At 56.7% G+C, this 19,816-nt stretch carries 23 protein-coding genes, 1 tRNA gene and 2 pseudogenes; 12 read left to right on the top strand and 14 right to left on the bottom strand.

What is annotated here, in order from left to right; genetic code table 11:
- Positions 1-6: 6 nt before the first annotated feature.
- Positions 7-1,185, top strand: a complete 1,179-nt coding sequence (locus K3169_RS08670; protein WP_263271034.1) for a vWA domain-containing protein — start codon at positions 7-9, stop codon at positions 1,183-1,185.
- Between the two features lie 177 nt (positions 1,186-1,362).
- Here the strand turns inward: K3169_RS08670 and K3169_RS08665 are convergent, their stop codons facing one another.
- The 3 genes from K3169_RS08665 to K3169_RS08655 form a co-directional block, all read right to left on the bottom strand.
- Positions 1,363-1,887: a DUF2937 family protein gene (locus K3169_RS08665; RefSeq protein ID WP_099269107.1), complete on the bottom strand. Its 525-nt coding sequence runs from the start codon at positions 1,885-1,887 to the stop codon at positions 1,363-1,365.
- A gap of 81 nt (positions 1,888-1,968) precedes the next feature.
- Positions 1,969-2,742, bottom strand: coding sequence for a class II glutamine amidotransferase (locus tag K3169_RS08660; protein ID WP_099269106.1), 774 nt, complete (start codon positions 2,740-2,742; stop codon positions 1,969-1,971).
- A 59-nt stretch (positions 2,743-2,801) separates the two neighbouring features.
- Complete coding sequence (locus K3169_RS08655; RefSeq protein WP_263271032.1) at positions 2,802-3,290, bottom strand: MFS transporter; 489 nt, start codon at positions 3,288-3,290, stop codon at positions 2,802-2,804.
- Positions 3,291-3,432: 142 nt separating this feature from the next.
- Between K3169_RS08655 and K3169_RS08650 the strand changes: the two genes are divergently transcribed.
- Positions 3,433-5,493, top strand: a complete 2,061-nt coding sequence (locus tag K3169_RS08650) for a S9 family peptidase (protein ID WP_263271030.1) — start codon at positions 3,433-3,435, stop codon at positions 5,491-5,493.
- Between the two features lie 107 nt (positions 5,494-5,600).
- Positions 5,601-6,077 carry a cyclic nucleotide-binding domain-containing protein gene (locus K3169_RS08645; RefSeq protein WP_122708300.1) on the top strand — a complete coding sequence of 159 codons (477 nt, stop codon included), beginning with the start codon at positions 5,601-5,603 and terminating at the stop codon, positions 6,075-6,077.
- A 374-nt stretch (positions 6,078-6,451) separates the two neighbouring features.
- Here K3169_RS08645 and K3169_RS08640 read toward each other — a convergent pair whose 3' ends face one another.
- Positions 6,452-6,736 carry a hypothetical protein gene (locus K3169_RS08640; protein WP_099269104.1) on the bottom strand — a complete coding sequence of 95 codons (285 nt, stop codon included), beginning with the start codon at positions 6,734-6,736 and terminating at the stop codon, positions 6,452-6,454.
- A 93-nt stretch (positions 6,737-6,829) separates the two neighbouring features.
- Here K3169_RS08640 and K3169_RS08635 point away from each other — a divergent pair, with 93 nt between their 5' ends.
- The 4 genes from K3169_RS08635 (at position 6,830) to K3169_RS08620 (ending at position 9,036) form a co-directional block, all read left to right on the top strand.
- Positions 6,830-7,516 carry a spermidine synthase gene (locus tag K3169_RS08635; RefSeq protein ID WP_027901866.1) on the top strand — a complete coding sequence of 229 codons (687 nt, stop codon included), beginning with the start codon at positions 6,830-6,832 and terminating at the stop codon, positions 7,514-7,516.
- A gap of 71 nt (positions 7,517-7,587) precedes the next feature.
- A complete protein-coding gene (locus K3169_RS08630) occupies positions 7,588-7,959 on the top strand; it encodes a YajD family HNH nuclease (RefSeq protein ID WP_122707684.1) in 372 nt (123 codons plus the stop codon).
- Positions 7,960-8,085: 126 nt separating this feature from the next.
- On the top strand, positions 8,086-8,574 hold the full coding sequence (locus tag K3169_RS08625; RefSeq protein ID WP_087265375.1) for an RNA methyltransferase: 489 nt from the start codon (positions 8,086-8,088) through the stop codon (positions 8,572-8,574).
- A gap of 87 nt (positions 8,575-8,661) precedes the next feature.
- Positions 8,662-9,036 carry a DUF2892 domain-containing protein gene (locus tag K3169_RS08620; protein ID WP_027901863.1) on the top strand — a complete coding sequence of 125 codons (375 nt, stop codon included), beginning with the start codon at positions 8,662-8,664 and terminating at the stop codon, positions 9,034-9,036.
- Between the two features lie 129 nt (positions 9,037-9,165).
- Here the strand turns inward: K3169_RS08620 and K3169_RS08615 are convergent, their stop codons facing one another.
- The gene (locus K3169_RS08615; RefSeq protein ID WP_027901862.1) at positions 9,166-9,615 is read right to left on the bottom strand and encodes a YcgN family cysteine cluster protein; all 450 of its coding nucleotides are present in this window, start codon (positions 9,613-9,615) and stop codon (positions 9,166-9,168) included.
- 228 nt (positions 9,616-9,843) lie between these two features.
- Here K3169_RS08615 and K3169_RS08610 point away from each other — a divergent pair, with 228 nt between their 5' ends.
- Positions 9,844-10,437, top strand: coding sequence for a nitroreductase family protein (locus tag K3169_RS08610; RefSeq protein WP_099269102.1), 594 nt, complete (start codon positions 9,844-9,846; stop codon positions 10,435-10,437).
- 138 nt (positions 10,438-10,575) lie between these two features.
- Here K3169_RS08610 and K3169_RS08605 read toward each other — a convergent pair whose 3' ends face one another.
- The 5 genes and pseudogenes from K3169_RS08605 to K3169_RS08585 form a co-directional block, all read right to left on the bottom strand.
- Positions 10,576-11,508 (bottom strand): D-2-hydroxyacid dehydrogenase, encoded by a 933-nt coding sequence (locus tag K3169_RS08605; protein WP_231675572.1) that lies wholly within the window; start codon positions 11,506-11,508, stop codon positions 10,576-10,578.
- Between the two features lie 114 nt (positions 11,509-11,622).
- On the bottom strand, positions 11,623-11,916 hold the full coding sequence (locus K3169_RS08600) for a YcgL domain-containing protein (RefSeq protein ID WP_027901859.1): 294 nt from the start codon (positions 11,914-11,916) through the stop codon (positions 11,623-11,625).
- Positions 11,913-13,046: a ribonuclease D gene (gene rnd / locus K3169_RS08595; protein ID WP_099269100.1), complete on the bottom strand. Its 1,134-nt coding sequence runs from the start codon at positions 13,044-13,046 to the stop codon at positions 11,913-11,915. Before rnd ends, K3169_RS08600 begins: the two co-directional genes overlap by 4 nt.
- A 147-nt stretch (positions 13,047-13,193) precedes the next feature.
- Positions 13,194-13,811 (bottom strand): annotated as a pseudogene (locus tag K3169_RS08590) (methylated-DNA--[protein]-cysteine S-methyltransferase); the annotation flags it as partial.
- A 290-nt stretch (positions 13,812-14,101) separates the two neighbouring features.
- Positions 14,102-15,790 carry an NAD-dependent malic enzyme gene (locus K3169_RS08585; protein ID WP_099269098.1) on the bottom strand — a complete coding sequence of 563 codons (1,689 nt, stop codon included), beginning with the start codon at positions 15,788-15,790 and terminating at the stop codon, positions 14,102-14,104.
- A gap of 369 nt (positions 15,791-16,159) precedes the next feature.
- On the opposite strand from K3169_RS08585, the gene K3169_RS08580 reads away from it, so the two are divergent.
- The 4 genes and pseudogenes from K3169_RS08580 to K3169_RS29725 all read left to right on the top strand — a co-directional run.
- Entirely contained in the window at positions 16,160-16,810 is a 651-nt protein-coding gene (locus tag K3169_RS08580) for an HAD-IA family hydrolase (protein WP_263271022.1), read from the top strand.
- A 336-nt stretch (positions 16,811-17,146) separates the two neighbouring features.
- The gene (locus K3169_RS08575; RefSeq protein ID WP_027899161.1) at positions 17,147-17,440 is read left to right on the top strand and encodes a type II toxin-antitoxin system RelE/ParE family toxin; all 294 of its coding nucleotides are present in this window, start codon (positions 17,147-17,149) and stop codon (positions 17,438-17,440) included.
- 3 nt (positions 17,441-17,443) lie between these two features.
- Positions 17,444-17,728 (top strand): addiction module antidote protein, encoded by a 285-nt coding sequence (locus tag K3169_RS08570; protein ID WP_099269095.1) that lies wholly within the window; start codon positions 17,444-17,446, stop codon positions 17,726-17,728.
- A 53-nt stretch (positions 17,729-17,781) separates the two neighbouring features.
- A pseudogene (locus tag K3169_RS29725) lies at positions 17,782-17,873 on the top strand (HAD family hydrolase); the annotation flags it as partial.
- Positions 17,874-17,993: 120 nt separating this feature from the next.
- Here the strand turns inward: K3169_RS29725 and K3169_RS08560 are convergent.
- The 4 genes from K3169_RS08560 to K3169_RS08545 form a co-directional block, all read right to left on the bottom strand.
- A complete protein-coding gene (locus K3169_RS08560; protein ID WP_099269093.1) occupies positions 17,994-18,221 on the bottom strand; it encodes a hypothetical protein in 228 nt (75 codons plus the stop codon).
- A gap of 513 nt (positions 18,222-18,734) precedes the next feature.
- Positions 18,735-19,157: a type VII toxin-antitoxin system HepT family RNase toxin gene (gene hepT, locus K3169_RS08555; RefSeq protein ID WP_231675574.1), complete on the bottom strand. Its 423-nt coding sequence runs from the start codon at positions 19,155-19,157 to the stop codon at positions 18,735-18,737.
- Positions 19,147-19,542, bottom strand: coding sequence for a type VII toxin-antitoxin system MntA family adenylyltransferase antitoxin (mntA, locus tag K3169_RS08550; protein WP_231675575.1), 396 nt, complete (start codon positions 19,540-19,542; stop codon positions 19,147-19,149). Before mntA ends, hepT begins: the two co-directional genes overlap by 11 nt.
- Before the next feature lie 131 nt (positions 19,543-19,673).
- Positions 19,674-19,763: transfer RNA gene (locus K3169_RS08545), tRNA-Ser, on the bottom strand.
- Between the last annotated feature and the right edge of the window lie 53 nt (positions 19,764-19,816).

The following is a 19,816-nucleotide window of genomic DNA, read 5'->3' as shown; positions in this document are numbered from 1 at the left end:
GAGACCATGCTCCTCAATCTGTTCAACGAAATGCGCGCCGCCAAGGTGCCGGTCTCGGTACGTGAGCTGCTGGACCTGATCAACGCGCTGAAACAACGTGTCACCTTCGCCGACATGGATGAGTTCTATTTTTTGGCCCGGACGATTCTGGTCAAGGACGAGCGGCATTTCGACAAGTTTGACCGAGCGTTCAGCGCCTATTTCAACGGGCTGGAAAAGCTCGACGATCATCTCAAGGCGCTGATCCCGGAAGACTGGCTGCGCAAGGAGTTCGAGCGCTCTCTGACGGATGAAGAGCGGGCGCAAATCCAGTCACTGGGTGGGCTCGACAAGCTGATCGAAGAATTCAAGAAGCGTCTGGAAGAGCAAAAGGAACGTCATGCCGGTGGCAACAAATGGATCGGCACGGGTGGCACCAGTCCATTCGGCTCCGGCGGCTATAACCCGGAAGGCATCAGGGTTGGCGACGCTGGCGAGCGCAAAGGCAAAGCGGTCAAGGTGTGGGATCAGCGGGAATACAAGAATCTCGATGATCAAGTGGAGCTGGGCACGCGCAACATCAAGATTGCCCTGCGCCGCCTGCGCAAATTCGCCCGTCAGGGCGCGACAGAAGAACTGGACATCGACGGCACCATTGACCACACCGCTCGCGACGCAGGTCTGCTGAACATCCAGATGCGCCCCGAACGACGCAACACCATCAAGCTGTTGCTGCTATTCGACATCGGCGGCTCGATGGATGCCCACGTCAAAGTCTGCGAGGAGCTGTTCTCGGCGTGCAAAACCGAGTTCAAACATCTTGAGTATTTCTACTTCCACAACTTCATCTATGAATCGGTGTGGAAGAACAACATGCGCCGAGGCTCGGAGCGCTTCTCGACCCAGGACTTGCTGCATAAATACGGCGCGGACTACAAAGTGATCTTCATCGGCGATGCCGCCATGGCGCCCTATGAAATCACCCAGGCGGGCGGCAGTGTAGAACACTGGAACGAAGAACCGGGCTACTTGTGGATGCAGCGCTTTACCGCCAAGTTCAAGAAGCTCATCTGGATCAACCCCTACCCAAAAGACGCCTGGGCCTACACGACGTCGACCAATATCGTACGTGATTTGATCGAAGATCAGATGTATCCGCTGACATTGCGAGGGCTGGAAGAAGGGATGAGGTTTTTGTCGAAGTAGCACTGTTGCGCAGCAGAGCCGATACCGCAGGGAGTTCCAGGTTAGCCTACAAACAAAATTCCCGTGGGAGCGAATTCATTCGCGAAGAGGCCGGTACATCCAGAGCCCACGTATCGCCTGGAGTGCCGCCTTCGCGAATGAATTCGCTCCCACTGTAACGCTTACCGCAACTCCTGATCAGCGCCAGTCCCGCTCCGGACGATGCTTGCGACGACCGCCGTTGACGACCCAGTTGATCATCAGGAAGAAGCTTTCGATCAGGAACGCCAGCAACAGCGCGCTGACGATACCCCACGCAATAACGTCGGGTGCCAGCAACACCTGCCAGGTGTAACCATTCCAGGTCTCGCTGCGAATATCGGCATCGGCGGCCACTGCGACATGAATCGCCCGGGCATACCACGGACCTTGCATGGCCAGCCATTCACGTTCCAGAACCTGGGTGCGGGTCAAGAGCGTGTTGATGGTATCGGCGTCGCTACGGAACACCGGGTCCTCACTGTTGCGGTAGTGCTGAATCAACGCCTGCACATCGCCTTTGAAGAACTGCTGCGCGGTCGCGTTATAGCCTCGCACGCTCTGCTGAGCCTCAAGCAGATGCGCCTCGACCCGCTTGCCGTAATCGCTGATGAAACCCGGTATCTGAACCCCGAACAACAGGCCCGCTGTGAACAAGACCAATCGCAGATAACTTCGCAGCATTTAGATCCCTCTCAGACAAACCACAGATATCGAATTGAAATACCTTCTGTAGGAGCTCCCACATAAGCCAGATTCAAAAAATCAGGTATTGCCGCTCGCCACACACTCACCCCGCCGCCAGAGCGCCCACTGACCCGGTTCGTAGCGGTTCCAGTTTTCGTTCTCGGTCAACGGTTCTGTCGCAATCACGGTCACCACGTCATTGGGTGTCGTTTCAGCCTGAAAATCGACGATGACATCGACATCCTTCAGCCGTGCCGGACCAAACGGAGCGCGACGGGTGATATGAGCCAGTTTGGTACTGCAAAAGCAAAACAGCCAGTCGCCATCACTGAGCAAGCAGTTAAACACACCCTTGCTGCGATAGTGACTGCACGCCTCGACCAGCGACGGCAGAAGTTCTTCGACTTCTACCGGCTCAGGGAACGCTTCACGCACGCGGTTAAGCAAATCGCAGAAGGCCGCCTCGCTGTCGGTGTCACCCACCGGGCGATAGAACGTCGCCAGGGGACCGAATTCCGCCAACTGGCCGTTATGAGCAAAACACCAGTTACGGCCCCAGAGCTCGCGTACAAAAGGATGGGTATTGGACAGGCATACGCGACCGACATTGGCCTGACGGATGTGGCCAATCACCACTTCGCTTTTGATGGGATAACGCTGCACCAATTGGGCAATTTCCGACTCGCTGCTGGCCGCAGGGTCCTGAAACAAGCGCAAGCCACGGCCTTCGTAAAAGCCGATCCCCCAACCATCACGATGCGGGCCGGTACGCCCGCCGCGCTGTATCAGGCCGGTAAAGCTGAAAACGATGTCAGTCGGGACATTGGCGCTCATGCCCAGTAGTTCACACATGCTCAGGTTCTCGATTGCAAACGTTCAGCAGCATGGCGACACAAGCGCCGGAGGAGGATTCAAAGGCGCGGTTCGACTCGCGAACGGCTGCTGGTATTGACTGCGGGAGCCGCCGGTTTACGCGTATTGCGGTCAGTCCCGGAAAAAGGTTCATCGTCGTCTTCGGCGTCAGCCGGGTTTTCAGGCTGGACCGGATTTTCCGGATGGCGAGCTTTCCAGCTTTTTTCCAGCGGCCAGCGAATCAGCGCGAACAGCACGTAAACCACGAGGGCAATCAGGCCGTACATGGCCAGGTCAGACAGCGCGTTCCAGACGTTACTGCCCACCTTGAACAACAGGTCCAGGGCGGTGATGGCGACGGCAGGCGCGTAAATTTCCTTGGTGGCGTCGATCATCGTCGGTGTAAACAGCAACACCGCAACGATCACCACCAACGGCTCGCGCAGGTAACGCCACATCCAGCGGGTCGCCAGAAACCAAACCAGCAGACAGCCCAACGCAGCAAAAGCGTAGAGCCCCCAGGCGATCGTATAGTCGTTCTCGGTCATGACATCCGTGGTAAGGCAGGTAAAGAGGCGCTTATGATAACGGCTTTTCGCCAACCCGGCTTGTCCGGCTTGAGTATTAGTCCGGTGCAGCGGCTTTTCATTTTCCCCGCTTGCGCCAGGCGCCTCCACGAGAGAGCCCTGCATGACCTTATCGAATTCAGCATCAACTGCCCCCCTCGCCCGCAAAGCCGATGGCGCAGATCCTTACGCCTGGCTGCAAAACCGCGACACCAAGGAAGTTCTCGACTACCTCAAGGCGGAAAACGCCTGGCAGCAGACACAGCTTGCGGATCAGGAAGCGCTACGCGAGACACTGTTTCAGGAGATCAAAGGCCGCATTCTTGAAACAGACCTGTCGCTGCCCTCCCCTTGGGGACCGTATCTGTATTACACCCGTACCACCGAAGGTGACGAATACGCCCGGCATTACCGCTGCCCGCGTCCGGCAGACGATTCGCTGAGCATCGATGAAAGCCGTGAAGAAATATTGCTCGACCCCAATGTATTGGCGGGGGGCGGTTTCTTCTCCCTCGGGGCCTTCAGCATCAGCCCGGACCACCAGCGCCTGGCCTACAGCCTGGATACCAGCGGTGAAGAGGTTTATCAGCTTTACGTCAAAGAGCTGAGCAATGGTCAGGTCAGCAGCCTGCCGTTTGAGGACTGTGACGGCAGCATGACCTGGGCCAACGACAGCCAGACGCTGTTTTTTGGCGAACTGGACGATACCCATCGCCCTCACAAGCTGTATCGCCACCGACTGGGTGATGAGTCGGCGGATCTGGTTTTCAGCGAGCCAGACGGCCGCTTCTTCCTGCATTGCTATCGCAGCAGTTCGGAAAAGCAGTTGATTCTCGGGCTCGACAGCAAAACCACCAGCGAAGCCTGGGTGCTGGATGCTGATCAACCGCAACATGCATTCGTGTGCATGGCACCGCGCGTTGAAGGCCACGAATATTCCATCGATCACGGCCAGGTGGATGGCGTGTGGAGCTGGCTGATCCGCAGCAATCAGGGCGGCATCAACTTTGCGCTGTATCAGGCTGAGCAAAAAGCCACTGGCGTACCGACCCGCAATGACTGGCAAGTGCTGGTCCCCCACAGCGACACGGTGATGCTTGAAGGTCTGAGCCTCAACGCCAAGGGCCTGACCCTTAGTCTGCGCGAAGGAGGCTTGCCGATCATCGAGGTGCGTCCGCAAGGTCTGCCTGCCTATCGCGTGCAGTTACCGGACGCGGCCTACAGCCTTTACGTGCAGGACACGCTGGAGTTCGACAGCGATAAAATCCGCCTGCGCTACCAGTCCCTGAATCGACCGGCTCAGGTACGTCAACTGACGCTGGCCAGCGGCGAGCAATCGGTCCTCAAAGAAACCCCGGTGCTCGGTCCGTTCGATGCCGACGCCTATGTCAGCCAGCGTTTGTGGGCCACCGCCAGCGACGGTACACAAGTGCCGATCAGCCTGGTGGTCAAACGTGAACTGGCCGACCAGCCGACACCGCTGTACCTGTATGGCTACGGTGCTTACGGCGAAAGCCTTGACCCGTGGTTTTCCCATGCCCGCCTAAGCTTGCTGGACCGTGGCGTTGCCTTTGCCATCGCTCATGTGCGGGGCGGCGGTGAGCTGGGTGAAGCCTGGTATCGCGACGGCAAGCAGGAAAACAAGCAGAACACTTTCGACGACTTCATCAGTTGCGCTGAACACTTGATCGCCGAGAAGCGCACCAGCGCCGAACAACTGGTGATCAGTGGTGGCAGCGCAGGTGGCCTGTTGATTGGGGCAGTGGTCAACAAGCGTCCCGAGTTGTTCAAGGCCGCAATTGCCGAAGTGCCCTTCGTTGATGTGCTCAACACCATGCTGGATCCCGACCTGCCGCTGACCGTCACCGAGTACGACGAGTGGGGCAACCCGCAGGAGCCAGAGGTTTATGAGCGAATCAAAGCCTATGCGCCGTATGAAAACGTCAGCACCCAACACTACCCGGCCATGCTGGTGATCGCGGGTTACAACGATAGCCGGGTGCAGTATTGGGAGGCGGCCAAGTGGGTGGCCAAACTGCGGGCTAACAAGACCGACGATAACCTGCTGCTGCTCAAGACCGAACTGGGCGCAGGCCACGGCGGCATGAGCGGTCGCTATCAGGGTTTGCGTGACGTGGCACTCGAATACGGGTTTATCTTCAAGGTATTGCAGATCAAGCCATGAACTCGGTTTGAAATCCGTGTCTTAGTAGCTGTGGGGTCGGACGCTTGAAGCGTCCGACCTTGCGCAAATACATCAACACCGTCGATTGGCCAAAACAAGACCCGACCATGTCAGAACAACCGTCACACCTGAATAACGAAATCCGCGACATGCTCATGGACTGTGGGCTGTTTGACCCACTGCTGCCTGCTGATTTCCAGACCGCTGCGGGCTACTTCAACATGGCATCGATTGCCAAGAACGAAGCGATCTTCAGCGAAGGAGATCCGGGCTCGTTCATGAGCATCATCCATTTGGGCACGGTCTCGGTGCAGAAACTCAATCCTGATGGGCAGACGGTGGAAATCGCCGTGTTGCGTCGTGGCCGGGCATTTGGCGAAATGGCTGTGCTGGATGGCGAACGTCGCTCGGCCAGTTGCATCGCCGCAACCGATTGTCAGTTGCTGAATCTGGGCCGGGACGCGCTGGAAAAAATGCTCGATGAAGCGCCGCGGGTTGCTGCGAAGATCATCCGTGCGCTGGCAACGTCGCTGTCCAAACGCCTGCGCATGGTTGATGGCCAGTTATTGGCGCAGCAGGTTTAGTTGTTTGTCCCAAGTAATTCGCAACGTCTGAGCAGAAACTGGCTTTAAATGTGGGAGCGAATTCATTCGCGAAAGCGGTGTGTCAGCCCAGAATTCTTTTCAGGAACGGCCCCTTCGCGAATGAATTCGCTCCCACGCAGACTGTGTGAAAACTACTGCGCTCGGCAACACTGCGTTAAAAACAGGCGAAAAATGCTCATTAAGAACACCTAGACTCCGCTTTTTCGCCTGTTTTTGCCTTGTCTTGCCGTCGCTCGCTACGTTTTCACACAGTCTGCACGGGAATAGTGTATGCAGACCAATATCCCCCACCGGGATTGCGCCTGCAGGGATACACAGCCCTTTCACCACTCGTGGTACAGACGTTCAATAGGCTATTTAGGCCGAGCCGGCATAGGCGTAGGAATATTCGGATCCTGCCCAGGCACCGGCTGCCCTTTGGGCGGCTGTGGCAGTTCGACTTTGGGCAGCAATGCCCCGTCGCCCTGGGTACCGTTTATGAGTGCAGGTCCCGGCGGAACGACCTGGGGATACGGCGTCGGTGTAGCGGTGCCCGGCGAGCCCGATGCGGGGATAGATGCCGCAGACTGATTATCTGCATACCCGACATTTACCCAGAGCGCAGTCAGGATAATCGCCGGTAGAATAGCGCGCTTCATCAATGGCCTCCTGTGCCAAACGATTGTTGTGCCGTTCAGCCTACTCCTGGCCGACGACCTATGGTCAAAAATCTACCTCCAGATGAGTCCTCAATGAAACGTTTCGTACTGCTCGACACCACTGCCATTCCCGATAACGGCGGTGCTTTGTGCCTGTTCGAATACGGTGAAGACTTTGTGATCAAGATTCAGGGCGGCGATGGCGGCCAGTTGATGAACACTCGCATGCACGGTTCTGAAGACGCTCTGGCTGAGATCCCCTGCAAGAAAGTCGCTTCACGGGTACAGCCTCGCGTGTTGATCGGCGGCCTCGGCATGGGTTTTACCCTGGCCTCGGCGCTCAAGCATCTGGGCAAAAATGGCGAAGTGGTGGTCGCTGAGTTGGTCCCGGGTGTGGTGGAGTGGAATCGCGGGCCGCTGGGCGAGAAGTCCGGCAACCCGCTGCTGGATCCGCGCGCCAAAGTGATCGTTCAAGACGTCGCTCAGGTACTGAAAAGCGAGCCTCATGGCTTCGATGCCATCATGCTCGACGTGGACAACGGCCCCGAAGGTTTGACGCAGAAGTCCAACAGCTGGCTCTATTCTTCCGGTGGCCTGGCCGCGTGTGCGCAGGCTCTACGCCCCAAAGGCATTCTGGCTGTGTGGTCAGCCAGCGCCGATCAGAAGTTTTCCGACAAGCTGCGCAAGGCCGGCTTCAAAGCTGAGGAGGTGCAAGTCTTCGCCCACGGCAACAAGGGCACGCGGCACACCATCTGGATCGCCGAAAAACTCAAAGGCTGAACCCGACGCGACGCGCTAGACTTGACGCATTCATTATTGTTTCATCGACCGAATCCGATACAGGTGACCTCATGAGCACGGCCAATCCACCCTCCCACACCGCCAAGCTGGATCGCATCCTCGCCGACGCCCAGCGCGACCGCGAGATGGGTTATCGCGACAAGGCGCTGCGTATGTATCCCCACGTCTGCGGCCGCTGCGCCCGTGAGTTTGCCGGCAAGCGCCTGAGCGAACTGACCGTGCACCACCGCGACCACAACCACGACAACAATCCTCAGGATGGCTCCAACTGGGAATTGCTCTGCCTGTACTGCCACGACAACGAACACTCGCGCTACACCGACCAGCAGTACTTCTCGGAAAGCTCCACCAGCAGCCCGAAAGCCTCCAAGGCCACGCACAACCCGTTCGCGGCGTTGGCGGGGTTGATGAAGAAGGAATAGAAGCAGTTTCGAGCTGCAAGCTTCAAGCTGCAAGTAAGAGCAACCCAATCCGCTTGTAGCTTGTAGCTTACCGCTTGCGGCTTTGCCACCGTATAATCGCCCGCTTTTCCCTGCGAGCACTTCCCCGTGGCAAACAAACGCTATGCCTGCATTGGCCTGTTCAATCCCAAGTCTCCGGAAAACGTAGGCTCCGTGATGCGTGCAGCGGGTTGTTACGGGGTGGCTTCGGTGTTTTACACCGGTAAACGCTATGAGCGCGCTCGGGACTTCGTTACCGACACCAAAAAGATCCATCAGGACATCCCCCTGATCGGCATCGAAGACCTGAAAAGCATTCTGCCCCTGGGCTGCATTCCAGTCGCGGTCGAACTGGTGGACGGGGCCCGCGCCCTGCCGGAATACACTCACCCGGACCGTGCGCTGTATATCTTCGGGCCCGAAGACGGCTCGCTGGACAAAGAAATTCGCGACTGGTGTGAAGACGTCGTCTACATCCCGACTCAGGGCTGTATGAACCTGGCTGCCACCGTCAATGTGGTGCTTTACGACCGCATGGCCAAAGGCGTCAACACGCGCTCAGGTCCACAATTCGGTCGGGAACAGGCTGATTCGTAAACAGCTCGGTGAAATGGATTGAACAGTTTCGGAAGGCAATAGTCAGTTCTTACTGAACCGAAAATCATCCCATCATGGAGCAACATCATGAGCGATACCCCGATCGTAGAACGCATTGACGACGCCATCGAAGGCAAACCAGAACAGAACGTTCAAGGCTGGGAGCGTGTTGGCTCGCTGGCAGGCGGCGTATTGATGATGGGTAAAGGCCTGCGTCGGGGCGGTTTCTTCGGCCTGATTCAGCTGGCCATTGGCGGCGCGGTGCTGGCCCGCGGTATCACCGGGCATTGCTCGGCCAAGAGCATGGTCGAGAAAAGCCGCAACGATCTGGACATCGCCAAATCGCGCATCAAACGTGCCGGTGACGAGTTGAGCTTGTTGAAGACCAAAGCCGAAGTGGCGACTGAAGACGCGCTGACTGAAGGTCTGGAAGCGCTGACCAAGCCGAAGAACGGGCTGTAACCCGGCCTCGAGTTAATGTGGGAGCGAATTCATTCGCGAAGGGGCCGGTTTGTCTGGCCCATATTCAGCGGCTGAGATACCGCCTTCGCGAATGAATTCGCTCCCACGAATATCTAACCGAATCACGCATTACCCGGCGCGAAAGATCAGATAATCCTCCCAATCATCCTCAGGCACGCTGTTCTCGCTGACCATGCGACCAGACTGAGAGATGCGTTCTTTGTGTACCGCATCCCGATCACCACACACCAGGTGATGCCAGAGTGGCAGGTCCTTGCCTTCGCTGACCAGACGATAACCACAGGTCGGCGGCAACCATTTGAATTCGTCAGCCTGCCCCGGCGTGAGCTGGATGCAATCCGGTACCGAAGCCCGGCGATTAGGGTAATCCGTGCACTGGCAGGTTTTCAGGTCGAGTAACTTGCAGGCGATACGTGTGTAATAGACGCTGTTGTCGTCCTCGTCCTCAAGCTTCTGCAGACAGCACAGGCCACAGCCGTCACACAGCGACTCCCACTCGGTGTTGTCCAGTTGGGCAAGGGTCTTGCGGATCCAGAAAGGTTCGACTTTAGCGGCCATGGGTTCGGGCTATCAGCATCAGGTAGGAAAAAGGCCGCCAGTCTAGTGCGACAGGGGCTACGGGCCAAGTGTGATCGACTGTCGGTACTCAAGACTTGTCATCGGACGGACGGCGCAGTAGCTTTAGTGCGCTGCTTTTATACAACATGCGCTAGTCGACATCCGCGATGCCTGCCGTCCACGGCCCACCGCTTGAGCGTTCCTCCATCCTCGCCTTTCAGGATTCCCATGAGCACAAACCCTCGCGTCGCCGATTATCCCATCGACCCACAATTCACCGAACGCTGGTCGCCTCGCGCGTTCAGTGGCGAAAGCATCCCTCAAGAAACCCTGCTGAGCTTTTTCGAAGCCGCTCGCTGGGCACCTTCGGCTTATAACTCGCAGCCTTGGCGTTTTCTGTATGCACGCCGGGACACGCCGAACTGGGAGCGTTACCTGAGCCTTTTGGTCGAGTTCAACCGTAACTGGGCACAACATGCGGCGGCACTGGTGATCGTGATCTCCAAGACCACCTTCACCGCACCCGGCGCCACGGAAGAAAGCCCGGCGCTGTGGCACACCTTCGATACCGGTTCCGCCTGGGGCTATCTGGCTCTGCAAGCAAGCTTGAGCGGCTGGCACACCCACGGCATGGCCGGTTTCGATCAGGAACTGACCCGCAAAGAACTGAATATTCCCGAGGGCTACGCGGTGCACGCAGCCGTGGCAATCGGCAAGCTGGGCGACAAATCGATCTTGCCGGAATACCTGCAAGGCCGCGAAGTGCCAAGCCCGCGTCAGACCGTGGCGCAGTTGGCAGCAGAAGGTGATTTCAGCCTGTAAGCCAATGGTAACCTGATGAATCCCTGTGGGGCCGAATTCATTCGCGAAGAGTTCAGTACAGTCGAAACAATTATGCCGCCTGTAATGACGCCTTCCCGGATGAATCCGGTCCCACAGGTCTCTTCGCGAGCTTGAATTTCAATATCCCCGCGAAAAATCCACTTCCCCGCGCAGCTGCTCACCCGCCTCATAGGCTTTGAGATTTTCAAGAAACAGCCCGACCATCGCCACGGGCGAAGTCGGCGCCGAACTGTGACCGGTCAGCAGCAAACCCCAGGCGGTCCAGAACGGGTGGCGCTGCGGCAGCGGTTCCTGACGGCAAACGTCAATCACTGCGCCCGCCAGATGCCCTTCCTTGAGGGCCTCCACCAAATCAGCATCAACCACCGAAGTACCGCGCCCGACGTTCATGAACAAGCCCGTAGGCTTGAATTTGGCGAACAGTTTCGCGTCGTAAAGATCGTGGGTTTGCGGCGTGTTAGGCAGCAGGTTGATCACGTAATCCACCTCCCCCACCAGCCGGTCCAGATCTTCCATCGCGCCGACCTCAACGAAAGGTGCCTGAGTGCGCGCACTCGATGCGATGCCATAGACCTGCACGCCAAACGGCGCCAGGAATTGCGCCACGCTCACACCAATATCACCCGCGCCGACGATCAAGGCCTTGCGGCCTGCGAGACTCTGGCCGCTGCGGTTGTCCCACTTGCGCTCGACCTGGCTGACCAGACGCGCCAGCACTTCACGTTCGTGACCCAGCATGTAGGTCAGCACAAACTCGGCCATGACCTGACCAAATATGCCAACCGCTCTGGTCAAACGGTAATCTCGGGGAAGACCTTCGGCGAGCAGCGGCGTAATGCCTGCCCAGGTCGATTGCATCCATGCGGGTTTATGTCCCTGACGCAGCAGATTGGCCAACAGGTCCGGCTGGCCGAGCCATACCGGGCAATCAGTGGCAAACCTGGACAACTCCGCAGAGTCGCCCGTGCTGAGGATTTCCAGTTCCGGCGCAGCCTTGCGCAGCAGTTGGGTATAGACAGGGTAATCGTGTTCGGCGATCAGAACGCGCATGGCTTCAAAACCTTAAAAACAATACAAGCGACCACTGACCGGCAATGCGCCCTGACTCGGCGCGCTGACCAGTATCAATCTTTATAACTTCGGCTAACGGGTGCTGGTTTGGGCTCAGACCGGATCATTGCGGCGCAACAGCTCTTCGGGCAAGTGTTCGATGTACTCGTCCTCCGCTGGCGGCATCTGCAAGTGATAACCCTGGGTGTCGAGGTTCTCCAATACCTTGTTGATGTCTTCGCGAGACAACGCTCGCTCCGGGCTCAATACCAGATCGAATGCGTGAAACGGCTTGCCGAATGCGACCATCAATTCAGGCGGTACGCGCTTGAGCTCATCGCTCTTGAGCACGTACAGGTACATTTCATTTCTTTTGGTGCTGCGGTAAATCGAGCAAATACGCTTCACTGCTGTTCTCCTGCGTTGGCCAGGCTATCGAGCAACGCCTGGCCCATCAATTCGCGACGCCAGCCACGCAGCGAATCGGGCAATTGATAGGGGCCGTTAGGGAAACCGCTTTTAAGCAGGGCTTCCAGGGTCTTTTTGCGCAACATCAGCTCTGACGCCATATCCAGTTGTTCGGCATAGCGCTGGCCAACGGCACGGAGTGTCTTGATCACGGCCGCGGCTTCGATCGGCAAAGGCTCAGGTAGCGCTGGCGGCCATTGATCCGGCGGCACGCTGCTGGCTGTCTTGATCAGGTTAAGCAGAAACTCGCCATCCTGACGCACGGTCTTGGGGTGCATGTCATCAATCTTTGCCAGCGCCGCCAGACTGTCCGGCTGAGTCCTTGCCAGCGGCCACAGCGAGTGCTCGCGCAAGATGCGGTTACGCGGCACATTGCGGGCACGGGCCTCACGCTCACGCCAGGCACAAAGTTCGCGCAGGACTGCCAACTGAGCGCGGGACAGTTTCCAGGCCAGCTTGGCCTCGCGGTAAACCTCATACGGATCAACATCGCGACGCAAATTGGCAACCAGCTCGGCACCGTCGTCTAGCAACCACGCGTATTTTTCGTCAGACAGTCGCGGGCGTAGAAGGCTGTAAAGCTCGGCCAGATGCACCGCGTCTTCCGCTGCGTAGCTGATCTGCGTTTCGGACAACGGACGTTGCAGCCAGTCCGAACGGGTCTCGCCTTTAGGCAGGTCGATGTTCAGGACGTCCTGAACCAGACGCGAGTAGCCCATGGAGAAACCCAGGTTCAGGTAAGCAGCCGCCAGTTGAGTATCGAACAGCGGCGCGGGCAGGCTGCCAGTCAGACGCAACAAAACCTCAAGGTCTTCGCTGCAGGCATGCACCACTTTGATGACGTCAGGGTTTTCCAGCAGTGCAGCCAGCGGCCGCCAGTCATTGATCAGCAGCGGGTCAATGAGCCACGCGCTGGTGCCGTCACCGATCTGCAGCAACGCCGCGATAGGGTAAAAAGTGTCGACCCGCATGAACTCGGTGTCGAGTGCAACAAAGGGCAGCGACTGCCACTGTGCGCAATGCAGGGCGAGGCTGTCGTCGTCGCGAATCCAGTGAATATCGATGGCCACACGGCTCTCCCTTGAAGAATGGCGCGCAGTATATATCGCACTCGGCAATTACCGCGCATCTGTCCTGCAAGTGTTAAACATCTTCATCCTGGATTTGCAGCTAATATGGGCAATTCTTGACCGTTCATCGGGCCAGCGTTCCGACCTTCAGAACGCCAACTGGCCCTGTTCGTCGATTTGGAGCTTTACGCGCTCCAGACGCAACAGGAATTCCTTGCGATGCTTGCCGCCGCCATAACCTGTGAGCGAGCCGTCTGCACCGATCACCCGATGGCACGGCAGAACGATGGACATGCGGTTGCTGCCATTGGCCAGCCCGACCGCACGGCTGCCGCCTGGCTTGCCCAGCAACAGCGCTATTTCGCCATAGGTGCAGGTGGTGCCATAAGGCACCTGACGTAACGCTTCCCATACTTGATTCTGAAAAATACTACCCGGAGTGTGGAGCGGGACTTCAAAGCGGGTCAGCGAGCCTTCGAAGTAGCGTTTCAGTTCGTCTTCGATCTGCAGCAGATGCGGCGTGTCTCCCGCGCCGATCAAATAGCCGAAACGGCTGCGCAGCTCTTCGACCTCACGCATCAGGATCGGTCGATCCAGGAATTCGAGCATCACCAACCCGCGCTTTTCCGCCATGGCGAGCATTGGGCCGAGGGGCGTTGGCAAGATTTTGAAATACAGCGGCTCGCCGGTGGAAGGCTTTGCTGGCCGGGTTTGCAGCAGGGTTTTCAGGGCGGCGTTGAAGGCGAAGATCTGTTCAGTTCCTGCCTTGTCGATTCCTTCCAACGGATGCTCCTGTGTTTTATATAGGTACTGATAGTCGCGCGGAGCCCATGACTCAGCGCTTTCTAACGGCAAACACCGAACCTGTGGGAGCTGGGCTTGCCCGCGATAAGGCTGGACGCGATTCACTTCAGATCACACCCACCTTATCGCGGGCAAGCCCAGCTCCCACAGAGATTGCATTTCAGACCGTTGACTCTGTTTCATTTTAAACCCATAAAAAAGCCGCGACAGGTTTACCTGTCGCGGCTTTCGCTCAACTCGTCAGCCCGCGATCAAACCGCGCTGCGACGATACGCCCGGTATTTCGGCTGCCAGAAATTACGCTGGATCGCCTCAACCAGAAACTCCTCAGTGGTTTCCAGCGCCACACCATCAGCCTGAGCCTGCTTGGCGACTGCCAGAGCGATCTTCTTGCTGACTTCCTGAATCTCCTTCAGCGGCGGCAATACTGCGTCGCCCTTGCCCGTCACCATCGGCGAACACTCAGCCAGCGCGTTGGACGCCGCCATGAGCATCTTGTCGGAGATCCGCGTGGCTTTTGCCGCGATCACACCCAGACCGATGCCCGGGAAGATATAGGAGTTGTTGCACTGTGCAATGTGGAACGTGCGATCGCCCACAGTCACTGGCGCAAAGGGACTACCGGTAGCCACCAATGCATCGCCGTTGGTCCAGGTCAGAACTTCCTGCGGGGTGACTTCGACTTTAGACGTCGGGTTGGACAGCGGCATGACCAGCGGCTTGGCGCAGTGTTTGTGCATCTCGCGGATGATTTGCTCGGTGAACAGGCCACGCTGGCCGGAAACACCGATCAACACAGTCGGCTTGCCGTTAGTCACTACGTCCAGCAGTTCAGGATAACCCGCACCGTTCGACCAGCCCGCAACGTCACCCGCTTTCTGGGCCAGGTTCTTCTGGAATTCCAGCAGGTTGTCCATGCTGTCAGTCAGCAGGCCAAAACGATCCACCATCATTACCCGCTTACGAGCTTCTGCTTCGGTGAGGCCTTCAATCACCATCGCGGCGATGATGTGCTCGGCAATACCACAACCCGCCGAACCTGCACCGAGGAAAACCACGCGCTGCTGACCGAGGGTTTCGTTCTTGGCTTTACAGGCGGCGAGCAAAGTCCCCACCGCCACCGACGCGGTGCCCTGAATGTCATCGTTGAAGCAGCAAAGCTCGTCGCGGTACTTGTCCAGCAACGGCATGGCGTTGGTCTGGGCGAAGTCTTCGAACTGCAGCAACACGTCCGGCCAGCGACGCTGAACGGCTTCGATGAACAACGCGATGAAGTCTTCGTACTCTTTGCCGGTCACCCGCTTGTTGCGCCAGCCCATGTACATCGGGTCGTCGAGCAACTCTTGGTTGTTGGTGCCGACGTCCAGCACGATAGGCAACGTGTAAGCCGGGCTGACCCCGCCGCACGCGGTGTACAGCGACAGCTTGCCGATTGGAATACCCATGCCGCCGATGCCCTGATCGCCCAGACCGAGAATTCGCTCGCTGTCCGTCACGACGATGATCTTGATCCGGTCTTTAGTGGCGCTACGAAGAATGTCATCAATGCGGTCGCGATCCGGATAGGAAATGAACAGACCGCGGTGAGTGCGATAGATTTTGGAGAATTCCTGACACGCCTGCCCTACCGTCGGCGTATAGATGATCGGCAGCATTTCATCGAGGTGGGAATCCAGCAGACGGAAGAACAACGTTTCGTTGTTGTCCTGGATCGAACGCAGATAAATATGCTTATCCAGATCGCTCGCGCACTGCTGATACTGGCTGTACACCCGCGTAACTTGCTCTTCGATGGTCTCTACGTTTTGCGGCAGCAGACCGATCAGATTGAATTCGACCCGCTCTTGCGGGGTAAAAGCACTGCCTTTATTCAGCAGGGGCATTTCCAGCAGCGAAGGGCCGGCATAGGAAATATATAAAGGTCGCGAAGTCTTGGTCATTTTCAGTTATCGCCTTTTCTTGTCTACTCGTATTCAGTCCGTACAACCAAGGCTGGCAACCTGGAATCTCCATGCAGAGCGCATCAGAGCCAGCCCCGAAAAATCGGGGGTCGTGAAATCAAGGTGCACATCTTACTCGCGCAAAATCGTGTTGCGACAATTTGCCGCTACTACATGGCGAAAGGATGGCAAAAATCAGACTCGAATGCCCCGGCGCTGCTGGTTAAACTCGGAATTGTCACGGAATATGTTGACCCCTGTAGGAGCTGCCGAAGGCTGCGAAGGCGTTTTCCTGACATACCCTATTTCGCAGCCTTCGGCAGCTCCTACAAAATCGTGCGTATCTTCCCCATTTCAATGAGGTAACCCATGCTCAACAACCGACGCTTCTCGGCATTCCTGTTCGACATGGACGGCACGTTGCTCAACTCCATCGTCGCCGCCGAGCGGGTCTGGTCTCACTGGGCAGAGCGCCACGGCCTGGACGTCAAAACCTTCCTGCCCACGATCCACGGGGTGCGCTGCATCGACACCATCCGCAACCTGAACCTGCCCGGTGTTGACGCAGAGCGGGAAGCCGAAGCCATTTCCCAGGCTGAAATCGACGATGTAGAAGGCGTCATCGAAGTACCCGACGCCGCGCGCCTCCTCGCCTCTCTCCCGCCAGAGCGTTGGGCTATCGTCACCTCCGCCCCACGCGCCTTGGCCGAAGCGCGCCTGAAAGCTGCTGGACTGAAATTACCGGTCAACATCGTCACCGCTGAGGACGTCAGCCAAGGCAAACCCGCCCCGGACTGCTTTCTGCTTGCAGCCAAACGACTGGGTGTTGATCCGAAAGACTGTCTGGTATTTGAAGATGCACCCGCAGGCATTGCAGCGGCTGAAGCAGCAGGCGCGAGTGTGGTTGTGATTACGGCGACGCATGAGCATGAAATGGAGACCCAGCACGGGACGCTGGCGAGCTATGAAGGGGTGACGGTGGTTGTTGACGCTGAAGGGTTGGGATTGATGCGGGTTTAAAGCAGGAAAGACAGCCCGCGCTCAAGAGCCTGACTACTAAGATAGTAATCGTCGCGATCGTGATAAAAATTCCAGCGGCGACTGCCATGGAATACCATAAAAACTCATCAGCAACCTCTCCAGCCTCTCCAGCATCGACTCCATGAGACCAAGCGCGGTAGGTATCTACCGCACGCGATACAGGTTGCCAGCCTAAGCTCTCCGCCCCGTTGTGATATTTCGTCCAGCCCTTCTCCTCGATAAATAGCCGAATTCGAGCTCGAATGAACTCGCCTGCGCGAATATCGCCAACCTAAAAAACGACGAAAACCTGTCTCCAGTCGGATACACTTGGCAGTGACGTACACAATACAGCAGACACAAATATTCACCCATTGGCACGCAGGCTTGCGCGACATACGGGCCAGGATCGCTATAGCGCGACGTATTGAGCGCGTATCGGCAGGTAATCTGGGAGACGTGAAAGCCGTCGGCGAAGGAGTGTCCGAGATGCGCGTAGATGTCGGCGCAGGATACAGAATCTATTTCACCACCCGGGACCGTACGATCATCGTGCTCCTGGTCGGCGGGGATAAATCAACTCAGCCGGGTGATATAAGGCAGGCAAAAATAATGGCGAAGGAGGTTTGATAAATGTCCACTACCCTAGTGCCGTTTGATATGGCAGCGATCCTTGACAGCGACGAGGCGATCAACGAATACCTCTCCCAGGTTCTTGCTGATGGTGATACGGACGAACTGATTCGTGCCGTGGGCCATGTAGCAAAAGCACGTGGCATGGCTCAGATAGCCAAGGATTCAGGACTTGGCAGAGCCAGTCTGTACAAAGCTTTGGCTCCAGGTGCAAAGCCGCGCTTTGACACAGTACTGAAAGTATTAACTGCACTCGGAATCAAGCTGGTCACTCATCGTCCTTAACCAGAATCCCAGTCCGAGGTAGCCATGCTCAACAACCGACGCTCTAGGCACTCCTGTTCGACTTGGACGGCAAGCTGCTCAATTCCATCGTCGCCGCCGAGCGGGTCTGGAATCACTGGGTGAACGTCATGGCGTTGACGCAGCATGAGATAGAGACGACGCACGCGACGCTGGCGAGCTATGAAGGGGTGACGGTGGTTGTTGACGCTGAGGGATTGGGGCTTATTAGGTACTCACCACCAGAAGGGATGCAAGCAAAAAGCGATTAGCTGAGTAGCCTGGCCAGCAACAGCGTTACCGTGGACACTGCGCCAATCATGCCGATGGCAATTGCGACGGGATACCAGAAGATTTCGCGAGTCATTTTGCGAGCTTCAGCATTGAGCTTGGTTTTTTCAGCGCCAAGCTTGTCAGCCTCCAAAACGAGCTTGCGAGCTTCAGCTAATATTTTGTCGATCTCGGCTTTGGTTTTTTCGAGCTCGGTTTCAGTCATGACGCGTTCCTGCATGGTTTCCCCTGAAATGAGCGCCTATATAAGCCTGCGCCCCTGAAACTGATTTCCCTCGTTATGCCGAGTGGATTCAGGTTCATCTTCAGCCAATTCCAATTGGCGACTGCGGTAGTTATTCATATCTCCAGGCTCTCGACTATCAACCTGAGGAAAACAGGACGATTCCTACACTTCAACGGGACTGCGTTAGCAGATTGACTTGAGCGAACCCTCTGTTTGCCCGCAAGCCGATTGACGACGTGGTGACTTGGACCTCACAGAACTTGTGGGAGCGAGGCTTGCCCGCGATTCAATCGCCGCGAAGCATCAGGCACACACAAACAGCGCCCTCTATCCGTCTAACCCATCACCCCAATTCACGCATCAATACCCCACCGTCTACGCCGAGTGCCAACGCTCGCCGAAATGACAAATCTGCGTAATCCATAAAAAGTCGCGTCAGATGATTAAGCGCTACCTCCTGCGTTCAATGCCTACAACGAGAATTTGCTGTCGCTATTGAGCGCCAGCATCCCTGCGCAGGACTGCCGAACTGAACAAAATGAAATCGCCCAAATGCTGAGTGATGATTGCGACAGTGATAGGCAGCTGCAGAGTTTGATATTCATGGACTGCGATATTTCGAAATCCCACCATGTTTTTCATGACGGTTAGTAATGATGCGTCCAACCATCCGCCGCGATGGAGCAGTTCAAAGACATCACGAGCACTCTGCGGAATCCCAAGCCCCTCACGACGGATAAGGTGTTGCCCCATATCCAGAGCAGCCTCACAGGCACGCTGAATGTTGAGTATCGCGGCATCTTGACGAGTGAAATCAAACTCAAAAGTTGCGGGATTTTTTTCGTACTCTTCCCGCACCCGTTGGACACAGCGCTCAATAGAAGCTGCTTTATTGATTAGCACATCATCGACCATGAACAATCCCTTTCTTTCGGATATCGTCGAGTAATCCCGACCTGGCGGAGTCCAGTGAAGTTTTCTCGCTGAGCACAAAAGCCTCAAAAACTCCTGCGGCCTCATTTTTAGCCCAAACTCGGCGGCCCTTGGTAATAATCTGATATTGCATAACTGTCGAAGCCGTACGCAGGTCGATCAAATCGACAGGAAGATTCACAATATCTGCGATCTCACCTGCCAGACGCCAGAGGTCAACAGGGTCAAGACTGCCAGCAACCAAAACGGCGATATCCAGATCGCTTTCCGCGTTGGCATGACCATTGGCCTGACTTCCAAAAATATAAACAGCTAGCAAACCTGGCAACCGGCTTCGCACATGCTCCAATATATTCTGAATATTCATCTGCAGCTTCTCAGAGAGTGACTCGGACAGACCGTAACAGAACCGTTAATCAAGGTCTCACCCAATCCCCCTGACAACCGTTCAAAAACAAAAAAGCCCCAGAAGCATAACTTCTGGGGCTTTCATTTGTATGGCGGAGAGATAGGGATTTGAACCCTAGGTACTGTCGCCAGTACAACGGATTTCGAATCCGTCCCGTTCGGCCACTCCGGCATCTCTCCAACGGCGCGCATCATAACAGTTCAATCGCAGAAGGCGATACCTTTTGCTGATT

The sequence above is a fragment of the Pseudomonas phytophila genome (assembly GCF_025643095.1).
GTDB lineage: Bacteria > Pseudomonadota > Gammaproteobacteria > Pseudomonadales > Pseudomonadaceae > Aquipseudomonas > Aquipseudomonas quasicaspiana.
The sequence above is the reverse complement of the archived record's forward strand: the minus strand, read 5'-3'. Positions and strand labels throughout refer to the sequence as shown.